Source organism: Streptomyces sp. NBC_01267, assembly GCF_036241575.1.
GTDB lineage: Bacteria > Actinomycetota > Actinomycetes > Streptomycetales > Streptomycetaceae > Streptomyces.
On sequence record NZ_CP108455.1, the window covers coordinates 5289378 to 5304246 of the forward strand.

At 70.3% G+C, this 14869-nt stretch carries 15 protein-coding genes; 11 read left to right on the plus strand and 4 right to left on the minus strand.

What is annotated here, in order from left to right:
- Positions 1-62: 62 nt before the first annotated feature.
- The 4 genes from OG709_RS24280 (at position 63) to OG709_RS24295 (ending at position 3547) form a co-directional block, all read left to right on the plus strand.
- A complete protein-coding gene (locus OG709_RS24280; RefSeq protein WP_266640917.1) occupies positions 63-2240 on the plus strand; it encodes an ATP-dependent DNA helicase UvrD2 in 2178 nt (725 codons plus the stop codon).
- Between the two features lie 184 nt (positions 2241-2424).
- On the plus strand, positions 2425-2721 hold the full coding sequence (locus OG709_RS24285) for a hypothetical protein (RefSeq protein ID WP_250297994.1): 297 nt from the start codon (positions 2425-2427) through the stop codon (positions 2719-2721).
- Positions 2722-2852: 131 nt separating this feature from the next.
- Complete coding sequence (locus tag OG709_RS24290; RefSeq protein ID WP_266640915.1) at positions 2853-3221, plus strand: WhiB family transcriptional regulator; 369 nt, start codon at positions 2853-2855, stop codon at positions 3219-3221.
- Positions 3218-3547 carry a hypothetical protein gene (locus OG709_RS24295; protein WP_250297992.1) on the plus strand — a complete coding sequence of 110 codons (330 nt, stop codon included), beginning with the start codon at positions 3218-3220 and terminating at the stop codon, positions 3545-3547. The genes OG709_RS24290 and OG709_RS24295 overlap by 4 nt, the downstream gene beginning before the upstream one ends.
- A 123-nt stretch (positions 3548-3670) precedes the next feature.
- Here OG709_RS24295 and OG709_RS24300 read toward each other — a convergent pair whose 3' ends face one another.
- Both OG709_RS24300 and OG709_RS24305 read right to left on the minus strand, forming a co-directional pair.
- Positions 3671-5134, minus strand: a complete 1464-nt coding sequence (locus OG709_RS24300; protein ID WP_329167683.1) for an ABC1 kinase family protein — start codon at positions 5132-5134, stop codon at positions 3671-3673.
- Between the two features lie 38 nt (positions 5135-5172).
- Positions 5173-6318: a TOMM precursor leader peptide-binding protein gene (locus OG709_RS24305; RefSeq protein WP_250297990.1), complete on the minus strand. Its 1146-nt coding sequence runs from the start codon at positions 6316-6318 to the stop codon at positions 5173-5175.
- A 219-nt stretch (positions 6319-6537) separates the two neighbouring features.
- On the opposite strand from OG709_RS24305, the gene OG709_RS24310 reads away from it, so the two are divergent.
- The 4 genes from OG709_RS24310 (at position 6538) to OG709_RS24325 (ending at position 10381) form a co-directional block, all read left to right on the plus strand.
- Entirely contained in the window at positions 6538-7134 is a 597-nt protein-coding gene (locus OG709_RS24310) for a M48 metallopeptidase family protein (protein ID WP_250297989.1), read from the plus strand.
- Between the two features lie 118 nt (positions 7135-7252).
- A complete protein-coding gene (locus OG709_RS24315) occupies positions 7253-8917 on the plus strand; it encodes a TerD family protein (RefSeq protein ID WP_250297988.1) in 1665 nt (554 codons plus the stop codon).
- A gap of 11 nt (positions 8918-8928) precedes the next feature.
- The gene (locus OG709_RS24320) at positions 8929-9609 is read left to right on the plus strand and encodes an AIM24 family protein (protein WP_250297987.1); all 681 of its coding nucleotides are present in this window, start codon (positions 8929-8931) and stop codon (positions 9607-9609) included.
- A gap of 16 nt (positions 9610-9625) precedes the next feature.
- Positions 9626-10381, plus strand: a complete 756-nt coding sequence (locus OG709_RS24325) for an AIM24 family protein (RefSeq protein ID WP_250297986.1) — start codon at positions 9626-9628, stop codon at positions 10379-10381.
- A gap of 119 nt (positions 10382-10500) precedes the next feature.
- Here OG709_RS24325 and OG709_RS24330 read toward each other — a convergent pair whose 3' ends face one another.
- Both OG709_RS24330 and OG709_RS24335 read right to left on the minus strand, forming a co-directional pair.
- Positions 10501-11022, minus strand: coding sequence for an NUDIX hydrolase (locus tag OG709_RS24330; protein ID WP_329167684.1), 522 nt, complete (start codon positions 11020-11022; stop codon positions 10501-10503).
- A complete protein-coding gene (locus OG709_RS24335) occupies positions 11019-12521 on the minus strand; it encodes a zinc-dependent metalloprotease (RefSeq protein WP_266640908.1) in 1503 nt (500 codons plus the stop codon). Before OG709_RS24335 ends, OG709_RS24330 begins: the two co-directional genes overlap by 4 nt.
- Positions 12522-12762: 241 nt before the next feature.
- Between OG709_RS24335 and OG709_RS24340 the strand changes: the two genes are divergently transcribed.
- The 3 genes from OG709_RS24340 (at position 12763) to OG709_RS24350 (ending at position 14832) form a co-directional block, all read left to right on the plus strand.
- Complete coding sequence (locus tag OG709_RS24340) at positions 12763-13875, plus strand: SDR family oxidoreductase (protein WP_266640906.1); 1113 nt, start codon at positions 12763-12765, stop codon at positions 13873-13875.
- A 155-nt stretch (positions 13876-14030) separates the two neighbouring features.
- A complete protein-coding gene (locus tag OG709_RS24345) occupies positions 14031-14489 on the plus strand; it encodes a molybdenum cofactor biosynthesis protein MoaE (RefSeq protein ID WP_250297982.1) in 459 nt (152 codons plus the stop codon).
- 157 nt (positions 14490-14646) lie between these two features.
- Entirely contained in the window at positions 14647-14832 is a 186-nt protein-coding gene (locus OG709_RS24350) for a hypothetical protein (protein ID WP_308409461.1), read from the plus strand.
- The last annotated feature ends 37 nt before the right edge of the window (positions 14833-14869 follow it).

A 14869-nucleotide genomic window follows, 5' to 3' on the forward strand; every position in this document is an offset into this window, starting at 1 on the left:
TACCGCTCGTCCCCTGTGGACAACTGACCCGGCCGTCTCGTGAGACCTGGCAGCATGGCGGGGTGACAGCAGCAACGCACTCCTCCCTCTTCCCACAGGTCCCGGACTCTGCCGACGCGGTGCTCGACGGGCTCGACCCCGAGCAGCGCGCGGTCGCCACGGCCCTGCACGGGCCGGTGTGCGTACTGGCAGGGGCCGGTACGGGCAAGACCCGCGCCATCACGCACCGCATCGCCTACGGGGTGCGTGCGGGGATACTGCAGCCTTCCACCGTGCTCGCCGTCACCTTCACCAACCGTGCGGCGGGCGAGATGCGCGGTCGGCTGCGCCAGCTCGGCGCGGGCGGTGTCCAGGCGCGGACGTTCCACTCGGCGGCCCTCCGTCAGCTCCAGTTCTTCTGGCCGAAGGCGGTCGGTGGCGAGGTGCCCCGGCTCGTCGAGCGCAAGATCCAGCTGGTCGCGGAGGCCGCGGCACGTTGCGGTGTCCGGCTCGACCGCAATGAGCTGCGGGACGTGACGGGCGAGATCGAGTGGTCCAAGGTCACCCAGACCGTGCCGGCCGACTACCCGGCGGCGATCGCGAAGTCCGCCCGCGACGCCCCTCGCAACCCGGCCGAGATCTCCCAGGTCTACGCGATGTACGAGCAGCTGAAGCGCGACCGGGGAGTGATCGATTTCGAGGACGTGCTGCTGCTGACCGTGGGCATCCTCCAGGACCGGCACGACATCGCCGACCGGATCCGCAGCCAGTACCAGCACTTCGTGGTGGACGAGTACCAGGACGTCAGCCCGCTCCAGCAGCGGCTGCTGGATCTGTGGCTCGGCGACCGGGACGACCTGTGCGTGGTGGGCGACGCCAGTCAGACGATCTACTCCTTCACCGGCGCCACCCCGGACCACCTGCTGAACTTCCGCGTCCGCCACCCGGAGGCGACGGTGGTGAAGCTGGTCCGCGACTACCGGTCCACCCCCCAGGTCGTCCACCTGGCGAACGGCCTGCTGGCCCAGGCATCCGGCCGGGCGGCCGAGCACCGGCTGGAGCTGATCTCCCAGCGCGGTCCGGGCCCCGAGCCCACCTACACGGAGTACGGGGACGAGCCCACCGAGGCCGAGAGCACCGCCCGCCGGATCCGCGACCTCATCGCGGCGGGCGTCCCCGCGTCGGAGATCGCCGTCCTGTACCGGATCAACGCCCAGTCGGAGGTCTACGAGCAGGCGCTTGCCGATGCCGGGGTGCCCTATCAGCTGCGCGGCGCGGAGCGGTTCTTCGAGCGCCCCGAGGTGCGGGAGGCCGGTGTCGCCCTGCGCGGGGCCGCGCGGGCCGGTGGCAACGACTCGCTGCTCGACGACGCCGTGGACCTGCCGTCCCAGGTGCGGGCGGTGCTCGGCACCAAGGGCTGGCGGGCCGAAGCCCCGGCGGGGTCCGGAGCGGTCAGGGACCGCTGGGAGTCGCTGGCCGCACTGGTGCGTCTGGCCGAGGACTTCGCCAGGGCCCGGGAGGGGGCCACCCTCTCGGACCTGGTCGCGGAGCTGGACGAGCGGGCGGCGGCGCAGCACGCCCCGACCATCGAGGGGGTCACGCTCGCCTCGCTGCATTCGGCGAAGGGGCTGGAGTGGGACGCGGTGTTCCTGGTCGGGCTCACCGAGGGCATGATGCCGATCACTTATGCCAAGACCGACGAACAGGTCGAGGAGGAGCGCCGCCTGCTGTACGTGGGAGTCACGCGGGCCCGGCTGCATCTCTCGCTCTCCTGGGCGGTGTCCCGGTCGCCCGGCGGCCGGGCCTCCCGACGGCCCAGCCGCTTCCTGAACGGCCTGCGGCCGGGCTCGGCCGCCACGGGTCCGCGTCTCGGAGCCGGTGGTACGGGCGGGATCGAGCGGGGCGGTGCCGTCCGCCGCAAACGGCGCGGGCCCGTTCAGTGCCGGGTGTGCGGCAAGACGCTGACCGACGGCGGTGAGATGAAGCTGATGCGCTGCGAGGACTGCCCGTCGGACATGGACGAGGCGCTGTACGAGCGGCTGCACGCGTGGCGTGCGGTCCAGGCGAAGGTGACCGGCCAGCCCGCGTTTTGCGTGTTCACCGACAAGACGCTGATGGCCATCGCGGAGGCTGTTCCCTCCACCGAGGGCGAGCTGACGGGCATCGCCGGTGTCGGCGCCCGGAAAATCGCGCGGTTCGGGTCCGATGTGCTGACGATCTGTGCAGGCCAGGAGCTTGCGGGCGACGACGGGGAAGACTGACCGAAACTCGTTGAAAAAATAGTTTGCGCCCGCCCCTGGAACCCCCTTAGGTTCTTAACCACGGGAACAGCGACTTCTCTGAAGCCCTGAATCCGTGCTGTACTTGACCCCATATACGAATGGGACGAGGCCCCCGGGCCTTGAGTCCCCGAGACGCCGAGAGGAGGCGAGACCAGTGGCAAGCATGACGAACTTCACCAAAATGACCGACCGCTCGGTCGTCGCCACCTGCCTGCTCGGCTCCTCGCTCCGTGGGACCGGTCTGTCCGGCATGTCTGCCGCCAGCCCTGCCTCCCTGGCGAGCCTCCCCATTCGGGATCTCAATGAGCGACCGACCCAGGCACCGGAAGCAGCAGTAGCAATCGCGGGGATCAAGTCCTATGCGTTTGCGGCAACCGGTGCCGGATTCGGACAGCAGGCAACGCAGCATCACACGATGTGGGCCTTCCGTGGGCTCGAACCCTGGAGTGATCCAGTCTGATTCAGCATCAGGCAGGCGCCTTCAGGGCCGCGGAACCCCACCCGGGATCCGCGGCCCTTTTGTTTGTACTGGGCCACCAGACGACCTTCGGTCAAACAGACCGGAACGACCAGACGAGGAATGAAATCACCGTGCAAATCGAAGCGCACGCCCCGTCCGTACCGCCCTCGCAGACACTCCCGCCCCCTGATGCCCCGGAGGACCCCACCGTGTTCCCGCTCACTGCCCTGACCGAGCTCGACGACGCCATCGAGAACCTCGATCTGCCCGTGCCGTGCCGTGCCTACGACCCGGAGGTCTTCTTCGCGGAGACCCCGGCCGATGTCGAGTACGCCAAGTCGCTCTGCCGCACCTGCCCGCTGGTGGAGGCCTGCCTCGCCGGTGCCAAGGACCGTCGTGAGCCGTGGGGCGTCTGGGGTGGCGAGCTCTTCGTCCAGGGTGTCGTCGTTGCCCGCAAGCGCCCGCGTGGCCGTCCGCGCAAGAACCCGGTCGCGGCATGAAACTCATCGGCCCCGGAACGATTGACCGCCCCCACACGCACGATCCCCAGAAGCAGGACCCGATGATCTCCTCCACCAGTGAGCCGTCCGGCTCCGCAACCCCAGTCGTCACCACCATCGCCGCGACCGCGTCGCGTCAGAACAGGACCCGCGAGATGCAACTCATCCCAGAAGCCTTGGCTCGTGCTCATATGCACCAGCGCCATAGGGAGGTCGAGATGGAGCGCCAAGCGCTGCGCCTGGCCGCCGCCCGGAGGATGCAACGCCGCGCCGAGCGCGCGTCGTTGCGCGCCCGCCGTGCGCTTGCCATGGCTGTCATGCAGTAAGGAACGCAGAAATAGCAGGAGTAGCGGTCGGGCTGTGACAGCCAGGGCCGTGCCGCTGGAGCAGGCGGCGCTTCGAAGAGGGCAGCGGGGGCCGGTCGACTTGGACCGGCCCCCGCGGTGTGTTCAGGCGTGTGCCTCGGCGGGAGGCAGTTCCTCCTCCTCGGCCTCCGGCAGGAAGCCCGGCATCCACGCTTCGAGTTCGTCCCGGAGCCGCACGGTGGCGCCCAGTTGGCAGAGGACCCCGATGGTGCTCAGCGTTACCCGGTGAATCAGCAGGTAGGACGGTGGGAGATTGAGCTGCTTGCCCAGCTGATGGGCGGGGGACCGGGGATCGGCGATCCTGGCGGCCTGCGCCCGCATCCAGCCCCGGCTGAAGGTGAACTCGTCGACCTGCAACGGCTCGATGATCGGCAGTAGGTAATCCAGTACCGCTTCCGGGTCGAGGTCGATGGACTCCTTGACGAAGCCCTCCTCGCAGAGCAGTTCGTAGACTGCTGCGGCCTCGCCGTCGATGGCCATCCGCAGTGAGTAGCCGATCGTGCTCGGCAGCCCGCCGGGCAGCCGGTCCACGGTCCCGAAATCCAGCACGCCCAGTCGCCATCGCGCGGCGCTTCCCGCCTCCGCCACCCCTTCCGGGCCGGCCGAGCCCGCACCGGATACATCCTGTATGTCCGGCATGCCCTGTGGGCTTTGCGTGTCGTGCATGCCCTCGGGGGGCAGCAGCCGGAAGTTGCCCGGGTGCGGGTCGGCGTGCAGGAGTCCGGTGCGGGCGGGGCCGGAGAAAAGGAAGCGGGCGAGCAACTGACCTGCTCTGTCGCGCTGTTCGGCTGTGCCGTCGGTGATCACGTCGGCGAGCGGGATCCCACCCATCCACTCGGTCACGAGCACCTGATCGCTCTCGTGCACCACGTCGGGCACCATCACATCGGGGTCACCCGCGAACTCCGCCGCGTGCTCGCGCTGTGCCTGTGCTTCCAGTCCGTAGTCCAGCTCCTCGGACACCCGGTCGCGCAGCTCGGTGATGAGCGGCTTGATGTCCATGCCGGGGATGAGCGGCCCGAGCAACCGGGCGAAGCGGCTCAGCTGGGTGAGGTCCGACAGAAGGGCCTCGCCCGCTCCCGGGTACTGCACCTTGACGGCGACTCTGCGCCCGTCGTGCCACACGGCTCTGTGTACCTGGCCGATGGAGGCGGCAGCGGACGGTTTGTCCTCGAACTCCATGAAGAGCTCGCGCCACTCCGCACCCAACTGCTCCTCCAGCACGGCATGGACCGTGCGCACCGGCATGGGCGGAGCGGATTCCTGGAGTTTGGTCAGCGCCGCCCGGTAGGGCCCGGCGACCTCCTCGGGCAGCGCGGATTCGAAGACGGAGAGGGCCTGCCCGAACTTCATGGCGCCGCCCTTGAGCTCGCCCAGAACCTTGAAGAGCTGCTCCGCGGTGCGCTGTTGCACCTCGCGCGCCACGATCTCAGCTGATCTTCCGCCGATCCGCTTGCCCAGGCCCCAGGTGGCCCGGCCGGCGAAGCCGAGTGGGAGTGCCGCCAGCTTGGCGGTACGTGTGACCGCTTTCCGGGGAAGATCAGACATGCGCCCCTCCAAATCCCAGACTGCCGTGGAGCGTACGGTTACCCGGCCATTGTGTCGTGCGGAGCCCCGGCCCCCGAGGCGTACTCCCCTTCAGTGTGCCCACCCGCACCGCAGGGGCAGTCGGGGTGGGGTGCGATACGGGCCGAGCGCCAGTCGAGCAGGGGCAGGGACGTCTCCCACCGGGCGCCGGTACTGGCCGGGAGTTCGCCGTCGAGGAACGTCAGCGCGTGTGCCGCGGCCAGCCCCGCGACGGTCGTTGCCAGCCCGAGATCGCAGGCAGGCACGGGTCCGCGCCGGCCGGAGCGCCACTGCGCGACCATGCGTGGCCACCCGGGATCGCGCTCCGCCCGGCGCAGCTCCAGACACCCCGGGCAGGCCGTACCTCCCGGCAGGACCAGCGGCCCGACCATGCCCGTCCCTTCCAGGACGCCCGCATAGAGGTGGGGTGTCCCCGTCGCGATCCAGTCCGCCGCGCGTGCCGAGTCGGGGACATAGGCATCGAGTCCGTCCCGCGGGGCGACGACGACCAGTGACAGGCCGGGACCGCCGTCGGCGCTGCGTGGTGTGGCCGCCGACGCTCGCGGTGGCGGGGCGGGGGCGACACGCCGGACCAGCTGACCGGCCGCCGAAGCTCTTCGCTCCCCGACAGCCTTGGCGGGGAGGCCGCCCGGGGCGATGTCCCACGGTTCGACGCAGCCGCCGTCGAGCACCTCGACCTGTCCCACTCCGGAGGCCGAGAGCAGGGCCGCGACGGTGGCTCCGACCCGGCCCGCGCCCCGCACCTGCACCCGGACAGCGCGTCGCGCGGCCAGCCGTACCGTCCCGCCGCCCGGCTCGGGATGGACGAGGGAGAGCGAGGCCAGATCCGGCCGGAGCCGCTCCGGCGTGCCGTTCCGATTCCGGGACGCACCGGCCGCCGCGGCATCGGCCGTCGCATCGTCGAGGAGGCCCGCCCGCGTCAACCGGGCGATCAGCTTGTCCACTTGGCCGTCGGGCAGCCGCATCGCGTGTGCCTCCTTGCGCAGCAGCTCCAGTCCGCGCGTACCGTCCAGGAGGTCGAGGAGGCAGCCCGTCGCGGGGTCGACCGGGTCGAGCACCACCGCCTGCGCAGGGGTCACTCCGAATTGGACGGCCTGCCGGTCCCGCCATGCGCGCCGCAGCGCGGGCTTCATCATCGGATGCATCGCATACCCCGTTTCCCGCCGTGTGCATCGGCGTGGTCGTCGCCCCGTCGGGAGCCCCCGTGGATGTGTTGCCAGAATGCCCGGTGCTCGCGGAGAGTGCCGAAAGTTATCCACAGGGTTCGGGATTAGTACTTCAAATGCTGCACACTGCGGAATGGATCAAGCTCCGACCGTCCCGCACGCGGGACTTCACGCACTGACAGCGGGTAACGTCGTGGCGTGCCCGTCGACCCTCTGCACACCGCCGGAAGTCCACCGCGCAGCGCGAAGAGCCAGCCGCCCCGCGGTTCCGCGACGAGCGCGGTCGAGGTCCGAAGAAGCGCCCGGCGCAGCAGAACGGTTTCGGCGTACCGCGAGGGCGACCGCACCATCGTGCTCATCCCCGCCCGTATGTCGGAGGCGGAGGAGCGGCGTTGGGTGACGGTCATGCTCGACAAACTGGAGGCCCAGGAGAGCAAGCGCGTCCTCGGTGACACCGAGCTCGCGGAACGGGCGGAGAGGCTGTCCGACCAGTATTTCGGGGGCCGGGCGCGCCCCGATTCGGTGCGCTGGGTGACCAACCAGAACACCCGCTGGGGCTCGTGCACCCCCGCCGAAGGCAGTATCCGCCTCTCGCACCGGCTGCAGGGCATGCCCGAGTACGTCGTCGACTACGTGCTGCTCCATGAGCTGGCGCATCTGCTGGTGCCCGGTCACGGTCCGCGTTTCTGGCGGCTCCTGGAGGCGTATCCGCGTACCGAGCGGGCCCGCGGCTATCTCGAAGGAGTGGTGGCCGCCGCCCGGCTGCCCCATCTGCCCGCCGCGCGCGACGAGTGACGCTGAGTGATTCTGTACCGGCTGCGTACCGGGTGGGCACCGGCTTGGCCGGATGTCGGTCTTTGCCGTTAGCCTGGCGCGACGGATTGCATTTCGGGACGGGGGACGGTCGTTACGTATGGCCAGGGAATTCCAGCGGGGCCACAAGGCCAAGATCAGCGACCTCACAGCGGGCACGGATCTGTATGTAGGTGTACAGATCGCCGGAGCCGGGCTGACCTTCGACATCAGCTGCTTCGGACTCGACGCCGACGAACAGCTTTCGGACGACCGGTATTTCGTCTTCTTCAATCAGCCGAAGTCGCCCGAGGAGTCGATTCAGCTCCTCGGTGCGCAGGCCGGTGACACCGAGTCGTTCCGTGTCACGCTCGACCGTGTCCCCGCGGAGATCCAGAAGCTCTCGTTCACCGCGACGATCGACGGCGCCGGCCAGATGTCACAGGTCGGGCCCGGCTACATCCGTATCGTCGCGGGCGGTGACGAGGTCGCCAGATACGCCTTCACCGGTGCGGAGTTCACCACCGAGCGCGCGGTCATGCTGGGCGACTTCTACCTGAAGGACGTCTGGCGTTTCGCCGCGGTCGGCCAGGGTTTCGACGGAGGGCTCGACGCGCTCCTGCGGAACTTCGGCGGGGAGGTCGCCGAGGAGGAACCGGACCCGCAGCCGCAGGGAGCGCCTCCCGCTTTCGGCGTGCCCGCCTTCGCCGCCCCCGCGGCGGAGCCCGCACCGGCCCCGTCGTTCGGTGCCCCGCCCGCACCTCCCGAGCAGGCTCGGCCGCCCCAGGTCCCGCAGCCCGCCCCGCCGTTCGGTGGCCCGGCGGCGGTGCCCCAGCCCCCGGCGCCCGTCCCGCCGTCGGTGCACGCGGCGCCGACGATCGTGGCCCCGATGCACCCGCAGGGCGCCGTACCTCCGCCCGCGCCCGCTCCGTACGCACAGCCGCCCCAACTGCCCCAGCAGCCGCAGTTCGGTCAACCGCCCGCGGGACAGGTGCCCGACGGGACCCGGCCACCCGGTGCTCCGGCGCCGTACGGCACCCCCATGGCTCCGCCGGCGCCCTTTGGTCAGGCGGCTGCGCCCGGACAGCCCGCCCCGTACGGCCAGGCACCGCCGCAGGCCGCTGGTCCCGGTCTGCACGCCGCGTTCCAGAAGTACCGCGAGACCGATACCGGCCAGCGCTGGACCCCGCAGAACAAGTACCTGATGCGGGCCGATCTGACCGTCGGTGACACCCCTGTCCTCGCCCGGCAGGGCAGCATGGTGATGTACCAGGGCAAGGTCGACTTCAGCTACAAGGGAGCCGGGTTCGCGGGGCGGGTCGTGGGCCATGCGACCGGCCAGGACATGCAGCTGATGCGCTGCACGGGCCGTGGCCAGGTCTTCTTCGCGGAGAACAGCACCCATCTGCACCCCATCGAGCTCCAGGGCGACGGCATCTGCGTCTCCGCGCAGAATGTGCTCGCCTTCGACGAGACGCTCCAGTACGAGGTCCGCAGGATCGAGGGCCACGGCATCCCCGGCGGCGCGCTGTTCACCATGCTGTTCCAGGGCACCGGCACGATCATCGTGAAGACGCACGGCTCACCGGTGGTCCTGCCGGTCACGCCCACCACCTTCGCCGACTGCAACGCGGTGGTGGCCTGGTCGTCGGCCTCGCAGGTGATCGTCTCCAGCCAGGTCAGGCTGCGGCACAACGCCTACGCGGGCAGCAGCGGGGAAAGTGTCAACCTCCAATTCCGGGGTGCGCCCGGGAACTTCATCATCGTCCAGCCGTACGAGGTCTGAGGGAGCCCGTCATGAATCAGCAGCTCGCGGGCTACGCCCCGACCCCTGTCTCGGCCCGCATGGAGAACCACGGCAGCAAGATGCTGAAGGTCGCCATGCAGACCGGCCAGGACCTCTTCGCACGCACCGGTTCGATGGTCGCGTACGAGGGTTTCGTGCAGTACGAGCCGAACCCGCCCGCCGTCCGTCAGATCGCCCGTGACTGGATCACCGGCGAGGGCGCTCCACTCATGAAGTGCTCCGGCGACGGCCTGCTCTACCTCGCCGACTACGGCGCCGACGTCGTGGTGATCAATCTCGACAACGAGGCGCTGTCGGTCAACGGCAGCAATCTGCTGGCCCTCGACGCGAGCCTGACCTGGGGTGTGGAGCGGGTCAAGGGCATGGCCAAGTTCGCCGGCCAGGGGTTGTGGAACATCCAGGTCTCGGGCTGCGGCTGGGTCGCCATCACCTCGCGCGGCACACCGATCGTCGTCGACTGCGGCAGTGGCGAGGACGAGACGTACGTCGATCCGGACGCCCTCGTCGCCTGGTCGCCGAACCTGAAGGTGAAGGGCAAGCGCAGCTTCAAGGCCGGTTCGCTGATCGGGCGGGGCAGCGGGGAGGCGTACCAGATGGCCTTCTCCGGCCAGGGCATCGTCGTCGTGCAGCCCAGCGAGGACAGCACCGACCGCCTGCGGATCCGGAACTGAGGGGAGCCAGAACACCATGCAGAGCCCGCTTTTCAGCTATACGGAGCAGCAGACCCAGGACCGGTACACGGTGCAGAACCCGCAGTTGCTGCGGGTCACACTGGCCGGGTACGACGACATCCTCGCCCGCAAGGGCGCCATGGTCGCGTACCAGGGACTGATCGAATTCGACGCCGAGTACCAGTCGCACCAGGAGCAGCGGGCGCGCGCGTACACCGGGGAGGGCCTCGATCTGATGCGCTGCCACGGACAGGGCACCGTGTACTTCGCCAACCTCGCGCAGCACGTGCATGTGGTGGACGTCGACCACGAGGGCCTGACGGTCGACAGCGCGTATGTCCTGGCGATGGACTCCAGCCTGAACCACACGGTCGTCGCGGTGGACAGTCAGTACGGAATCTCCGGATCCGGCAAGTACCAGCTCAACATCACCGGGCAGGGCAAGGTCGCGCTGATGACCTCTGGCCAGCCGTTGATGATGCAGGTCACGCCGGACAAGTACGTCAACGCCGACGCCGATGCGATCGTCGCCTGGTCGTCGGGCCTGCGGGTGCAGATGCAGGCCCAGACGCACTCGTCGGGTGTACGGCGGCGCCGGGGCAGCAGCGGTGAGGGCTGGGAGCTCAGCTTCCTCGGGCAGGGCTTCGCGCTCGTCCAGCCCAGCGAGGTGATGCCGCCGCAGAACGCGAACATCGGGGACGGGGCGCTCGCGCAGTTCGGTCTGGGGCACCAGGGGGCGCACGGTCAGAACCGGGACAACGCCTGGAACTGACGCCTCCGGGACAGCGGCAAGAGGCAGGTAAGGGACAGCGGTGAGGGGCAGGTCTCCTGGGAGACCTGCCCCTCACCGCCTACCGCCGCATACCCGCTCCCCGCGGCGGCGGACGGTCGTCAGAGTGCCGCGCGTGCGGCGCTCATCAGCTGCCGGACCGATGTGTCGGCCACCGAAGCCACCTCGTCGTAGTCGAACCAGCGCAGGTCCAGTGACTCGTCGCTGATCAGTTCCACCGCGCCGGGCGGTGCCAGCGCCGCGTACTGCACGTCGAGATGCCAGTTGCAGGGGGCCGGAATGCTGTGCCGGTCCAGCCGGAGGGGACCGCCGGGCAGCAGCGTCAGCGCCTCGATGCCGGATTCCTCCGTCGCCTCGCGCAGCGCCGCCGCCGCGAGCGTCGCATCACCCGGCTCGCAGTGCCCGCCCATCTGGAGCCACATCCGCAGCTTCTTGTGCAGGGTGAGCAGTACGCGCCCGCGCTGCGGATCCACCACCAGGGCGCTCGCCGTGACGTGCCCGGCCCCGCAGGCCTTCCACATGCCGTCGGGGTGAGCCGCCAGGTGGTCCAGATACCGCTGCCGCAGCTCTTCCTGGTCCTCGTAGTTCTTCAGTACGAAGACCGCGTCGTCGTACAGGCTCACTTGTCGGTGTCGCCCTCTTCGTCGCCGGATCCGCCCTTGGCGCTGTCGTCCGGGGAGCCACTGTCCGGGGACGGGGAGCCGCTGTCGGGGGAGTCCGCCGCCCGGGGGCTGTCGCTCGCGCCGCCCTTGGTGAGGTCGGGCTTTCCGCCGCCCGCCGCCTCGCCGAGCATCTTGTCCAGCTCGGAGAAGTCCAGGTGCTCGTGGTGGACGAAACCGTCCGGGTCGTCCAGGTCGGACGCGGTCGGCAGCATGTCCGGGTGCTCCCAGAGCGCGTCGCGTCCATCGACACCACGGGCGTCCGTGAGCGAGGCCCACAGCCGCGAGGCGTCGCGCAGCCGCCGCGGACGCAGCTCCAGGCCGATCAGCGTGGCGAAGGTCTGCTCGGCGGGACCGCCGGAGGCCCGGCGCCGGCGCAGTGTCTCGCGCAGCCGCTCGGCCGAGGTCAGACGGGACTTCGCGGCCTCGTGGACCACCGCGTCCACCCAGCCCTCGACGAGGGCGAGCGCGGTCTCCAGCCGGGCCAGCGCGGCCTTCTGCTCCGGGGTGTCCTCCGGCTGGAACATGCCCTGCTGGAGTGCTTCCTGCAGCTGCTCGGGGTGCGACGGGTCGAGCTGGCCGACGACGTCCTCCAGCTTGGAGGTGTCGACCTTGATCCCGCGGGCGTACCCCTCGACCGCGCCGAACAGGTGCGAGCGAAGCCACGGCACATGGGCGAAGAGCCGCTGGTGGGCGGCCTCACGCAGGGCCAGGTACAGCCGTACCTCGTTCTTGTCGACGCCCAGGTCCTTGCCGAAGGCCTCGATGTTCAGCGGAAGCAGCGCAGCCTTGCCCGCCGGTCCGAGCGGGAGTCCGATGTCGGTCGAACCGACGACCTCGCCCGCCAGTACGCCGACAGCCTGCCCGATCTGCTGGCCGAACATGGCTCCGCCCATGGACCGCATCATGCCGAGAAGCGGGCCGGCCATGGCCTGCATCTCCTCGGGCAGTACGCCGCCCATCGCGGCTCCGACGCGCTCCGCGACCGGGTCGACGAGTTCCTTCCACACCGGCAGGGTCGCCTCGACCCATTCGGCGCGGCTCCAGGCGACCGCGGTGCCCGCACCGGAGGGCAGCGACGTCGCGCCGTCCAGCCAGATGTCGGCGAGACGCAGCGCCTCCTCGACCGCGGACCGCTCGGCCGGGCCCACGCTGCTGTCCTTGGTGCCGTCCGCGGTGCCCTGGGCGACCGTCTGACGTGCGAGGTCCTTGGCCATGTCCCAGTTCACGGGACCGCCCTCGTAGCTCAGCATCTGGCCGAGCTGCTGGAAGGCCGCGCCCAGGTCGTTCGGGTTCATCGAACCGAACATCGCCGCGAACGGGTTGTCGCCGCCGGTACCGGGGCCGAACCCGAGGGGGTTCTGCGGGGAGTTCCCGCCGCCACGGCTGTCCTTGCTCTTGCCCTCGTCGCCGTCCTCCGGCTCCTCCGGCGGAAGGCCGAATCCGAATGGAGTGTCACTCACGGGTTTCCTCGGCTCGTAGGGCCGTCGACCGAGAGGCCGACAGCGATTGCCCGACAACACCACCCAGGGTAGGGGGTGGCCGCCCGGTCAGGCCGGGTCCGACCGGGCGGCTCTCCACAGACACCCGGTCCGGATGAGGGCTCAGTGCTTTCCTCACGCCTGGGCTGCGGCAGGATGGACGCCACCTGGTCCGTACGTGTCAGTTCGTGTACGTACTGAAGACAACCGCTGGAGACGCCTGGTGAGTTCCCCAGATCCGCAGGTTCGCGCAGCGCGAAACCTCTCAACCAAGTCCACCCGAGGACCCGTCGTCGCGGTCACCGGGGCCGCTTCCGGCATCGGGGCCCTGCTCACCCGGCGCCTGGCCGAGTCCGACGAGGTCAAGCGGGTCGTGGCCATGGACGAGCGGCGCGGTGACGTGCCCGAGGCACACTGGCACGTCCTGGACGTGCGCGACCCGGCGATCGCCGAGAAGCTGCGCGGCGCAGACGTCGTGGTGCATCTGGCACTCGACCTCGATCTGGAGACCGACGCCGCGGCCCGTACGGCGTACAACGTGCGCGGAACCCAGACCGTCCTCACGGCGGCAGCCGCCGCCGGGGTCCACCGGGTCGTCCTGTGCACGTCAGCGATGGTCTACGGCGCACTGCCCGACAACGACATTCCGCTCTCCGAGGACGCCGAGCTGCGGGCCACCGCGGAAGCCACCGGCGTCGGCGACCTCCTGGAGATCGAGCGGCTGGGCCGCCGTGCGCCGCGCGCGCACCCGGGGCTGAACGTCACCGTGGTCAGGCCCGCGGTCCTGGTGGGCGGCACGGACACCGCGCTCACCCGTTACTTCGAGTCGCCTCGGCTGCTCGTGGTCGCGGGAACCCGTCCCACCTGGCAGTTCTGCCATGTGGACGACCTGGTCAGCGCGCTGGAGTACGCGGCGCTCGAAAAGGTCGACGGGGAGTTCGCGGTCGGCTGCGACGGCTGGCTGGAACAGGGCGAGGTCGAGGAACTCAGCGGCATCCGCCGGATGGAGCTGCCGTCCGCGGTCGCTCTCGGAGCCGCCGCACGGCTGCACCGCATCGGGCTCACCCCCTCACCGGCCGGGGACCTGGCGTACACGATGCACCCCTGGGTGGTCAGCGTCGGCAGGCTCCACGACGCGGGCTGGCGACCCCGATGGACCAACGAGGAAGTCCTCGCCGAACTGCTCGAAGAGGTCGCCGGCCGGCACACCGTCGCCGGCCGTCGGCTCGGCCGCAAGGACGCCACGGCCGCGGGCGCCGCCGGTGCCACGGTCGCGCTGCTCGGCACCGCCGCGCTGGTGCGGCGCGCCCGCAAGGCCAGGCGCGGACGCATCTGACGGGACCGCACGGAGGCCGGGCCGGGCCGGGTCGGCCACCGCCGGTGGCCGGGACTTCGCGGCGGGCGCCCTGTAGGACGCTCCAAGCCGCACCCGCGCGTACCGGGCGAAAGCGCTATTCCGCGCTGTCGGCCGGGTACGGCACCATGGGCGCCATGGCACCCATCCACGACCACCCGGGCGAGTACGCGGCACAGGACCCGATCCGGCTGCTGGCGGTCCGCGACACCCCGCTGAGCATCGACGAGGTCTTCCGGGCGGTCGGTGACGACGCCGCGGGCGGCACCGCGCTGTTCGTCGGCACGGTGCGCAACCACGACGGCGGCACCGACGTCGACGCGCTCGGCTACTCGTGCCACCCCTCGGCCGAGGCCGAGATGCGCCGGATCGCGGAGAAGGTCGTCGCGGACTTCCCGGTGCGGGCGCTGGCCGCCGTCCACCGGGTGGGTGATCTCGCCGTGGGTGATCTCGCCGTCGTCGTCGCGGTTTCCTGCCCGCACCGCGGCGAGGCGTTCGACGCCTGCCGCAAGCTCATCGACGACCTCAAGCACGAGGTGCCGATATGGAAACACCAGACGTTCTCGGACGGCACGCAGGAGTGGGTCGGCGTCTGACGGCCGAAGGCGCTGACGCGCTGCCCCGCGTACGGCGTGTCGCTCGACCCGATGCCCGATTTGCGTAACCGTGACCCTGGCGCGAGCGTGGGATCCGCAGGTGGCTAATCTGCTGATCAGTCGGTTCGCGACTGCTCACGGGGGTCGGGAGGTCGGGATGGGCGCACTCGCCTGGTTGTTGATACCACTCTTCGCCGCGGTCGGAGCTGCTCTGTGGAGCAGATGGGCCGGCCGGCAGCGCAGGTCCGGTGACGGCGCCGAGCTGGCCGGGTACACGCGTTTCCGCGAGGCGATGGACCGTGAGGCCATGGACAGGGCCGGGGCCGGATCCGACGTTCTCTGACCGCGGGGCGCGAGCGGTACGTGTCGAGTGCGCGTCG

What these genes read in the sequence shown, in the direction of transcription:
- OG709_RS24350 (WP_308409461.1), top strand. Translation starts at nt 14,647, where the DNA reads ATGGGCGCACTCGCCTGGTTGTTGATACCACTCTTCGCCGCGGTCGGA.
- OG709_RS24345 (WP_250297982.1), top strand. Translation starts at nt 14,031, where the DNA reads ATGGCACCCATCCACGACCACCCGGGCGAGTACGCGGCACAGGACCCG.
- OG709_RS24315 (WP_250297988.1), top strand. Translation starts at nt 7,253, where the DNA reads ATGGCCAGGGAATTCCAGCGGGGCCACAAGGCCAAGATCAGCGACCTC.
- OG709_RS24295 (WP_250297992.1), top strand. Translation starts at nt 3,218, where the DNA reads ATGAAACTCATCGGCCCCGGAACGATTGACCGCCCCCACACGCACGAT.
- OG709_RS24305 (WP_250297990.1), bottom strand. Translation starts at nt 6,318, where the DNA reads ATGCATCCGATGATGAAGCCCGCGCTGCGGCGCGCATGGCGGGACCGG.
- OG709_RS24285 (WP_250297994.1), top strand. Translation starts at nt 2,425, where the DNA reads ATGACGAACTTCACCAAAATGACCGACCGCTCGGTCGTCGCCACCTGC.
- OG709_RS24320 (WP_250297987.1), top strand. Translation starts at nt 8,929, where the DNA reads ATGAATCAGCAGCTCGCGGGCTACGCCCCGACCCCTGTCTCGGCCCGC.
- OG709_RS24300 (WP_329167683.1), bottom strand. Translation starts at nt 5,134, where the DNA reads ATGTCTGATCTTCCCCGGAAAGCGGTCACACGTACCGCCAAGCTGGCG.
- OG709_RS24325 (WP_250297986.1), top strand. Translation starts at nt 9,626, where the DNA reads ATGCAGAGCCCGCTTTTCAGCTATACGGAGCAGCAGACCCAGGACCGG.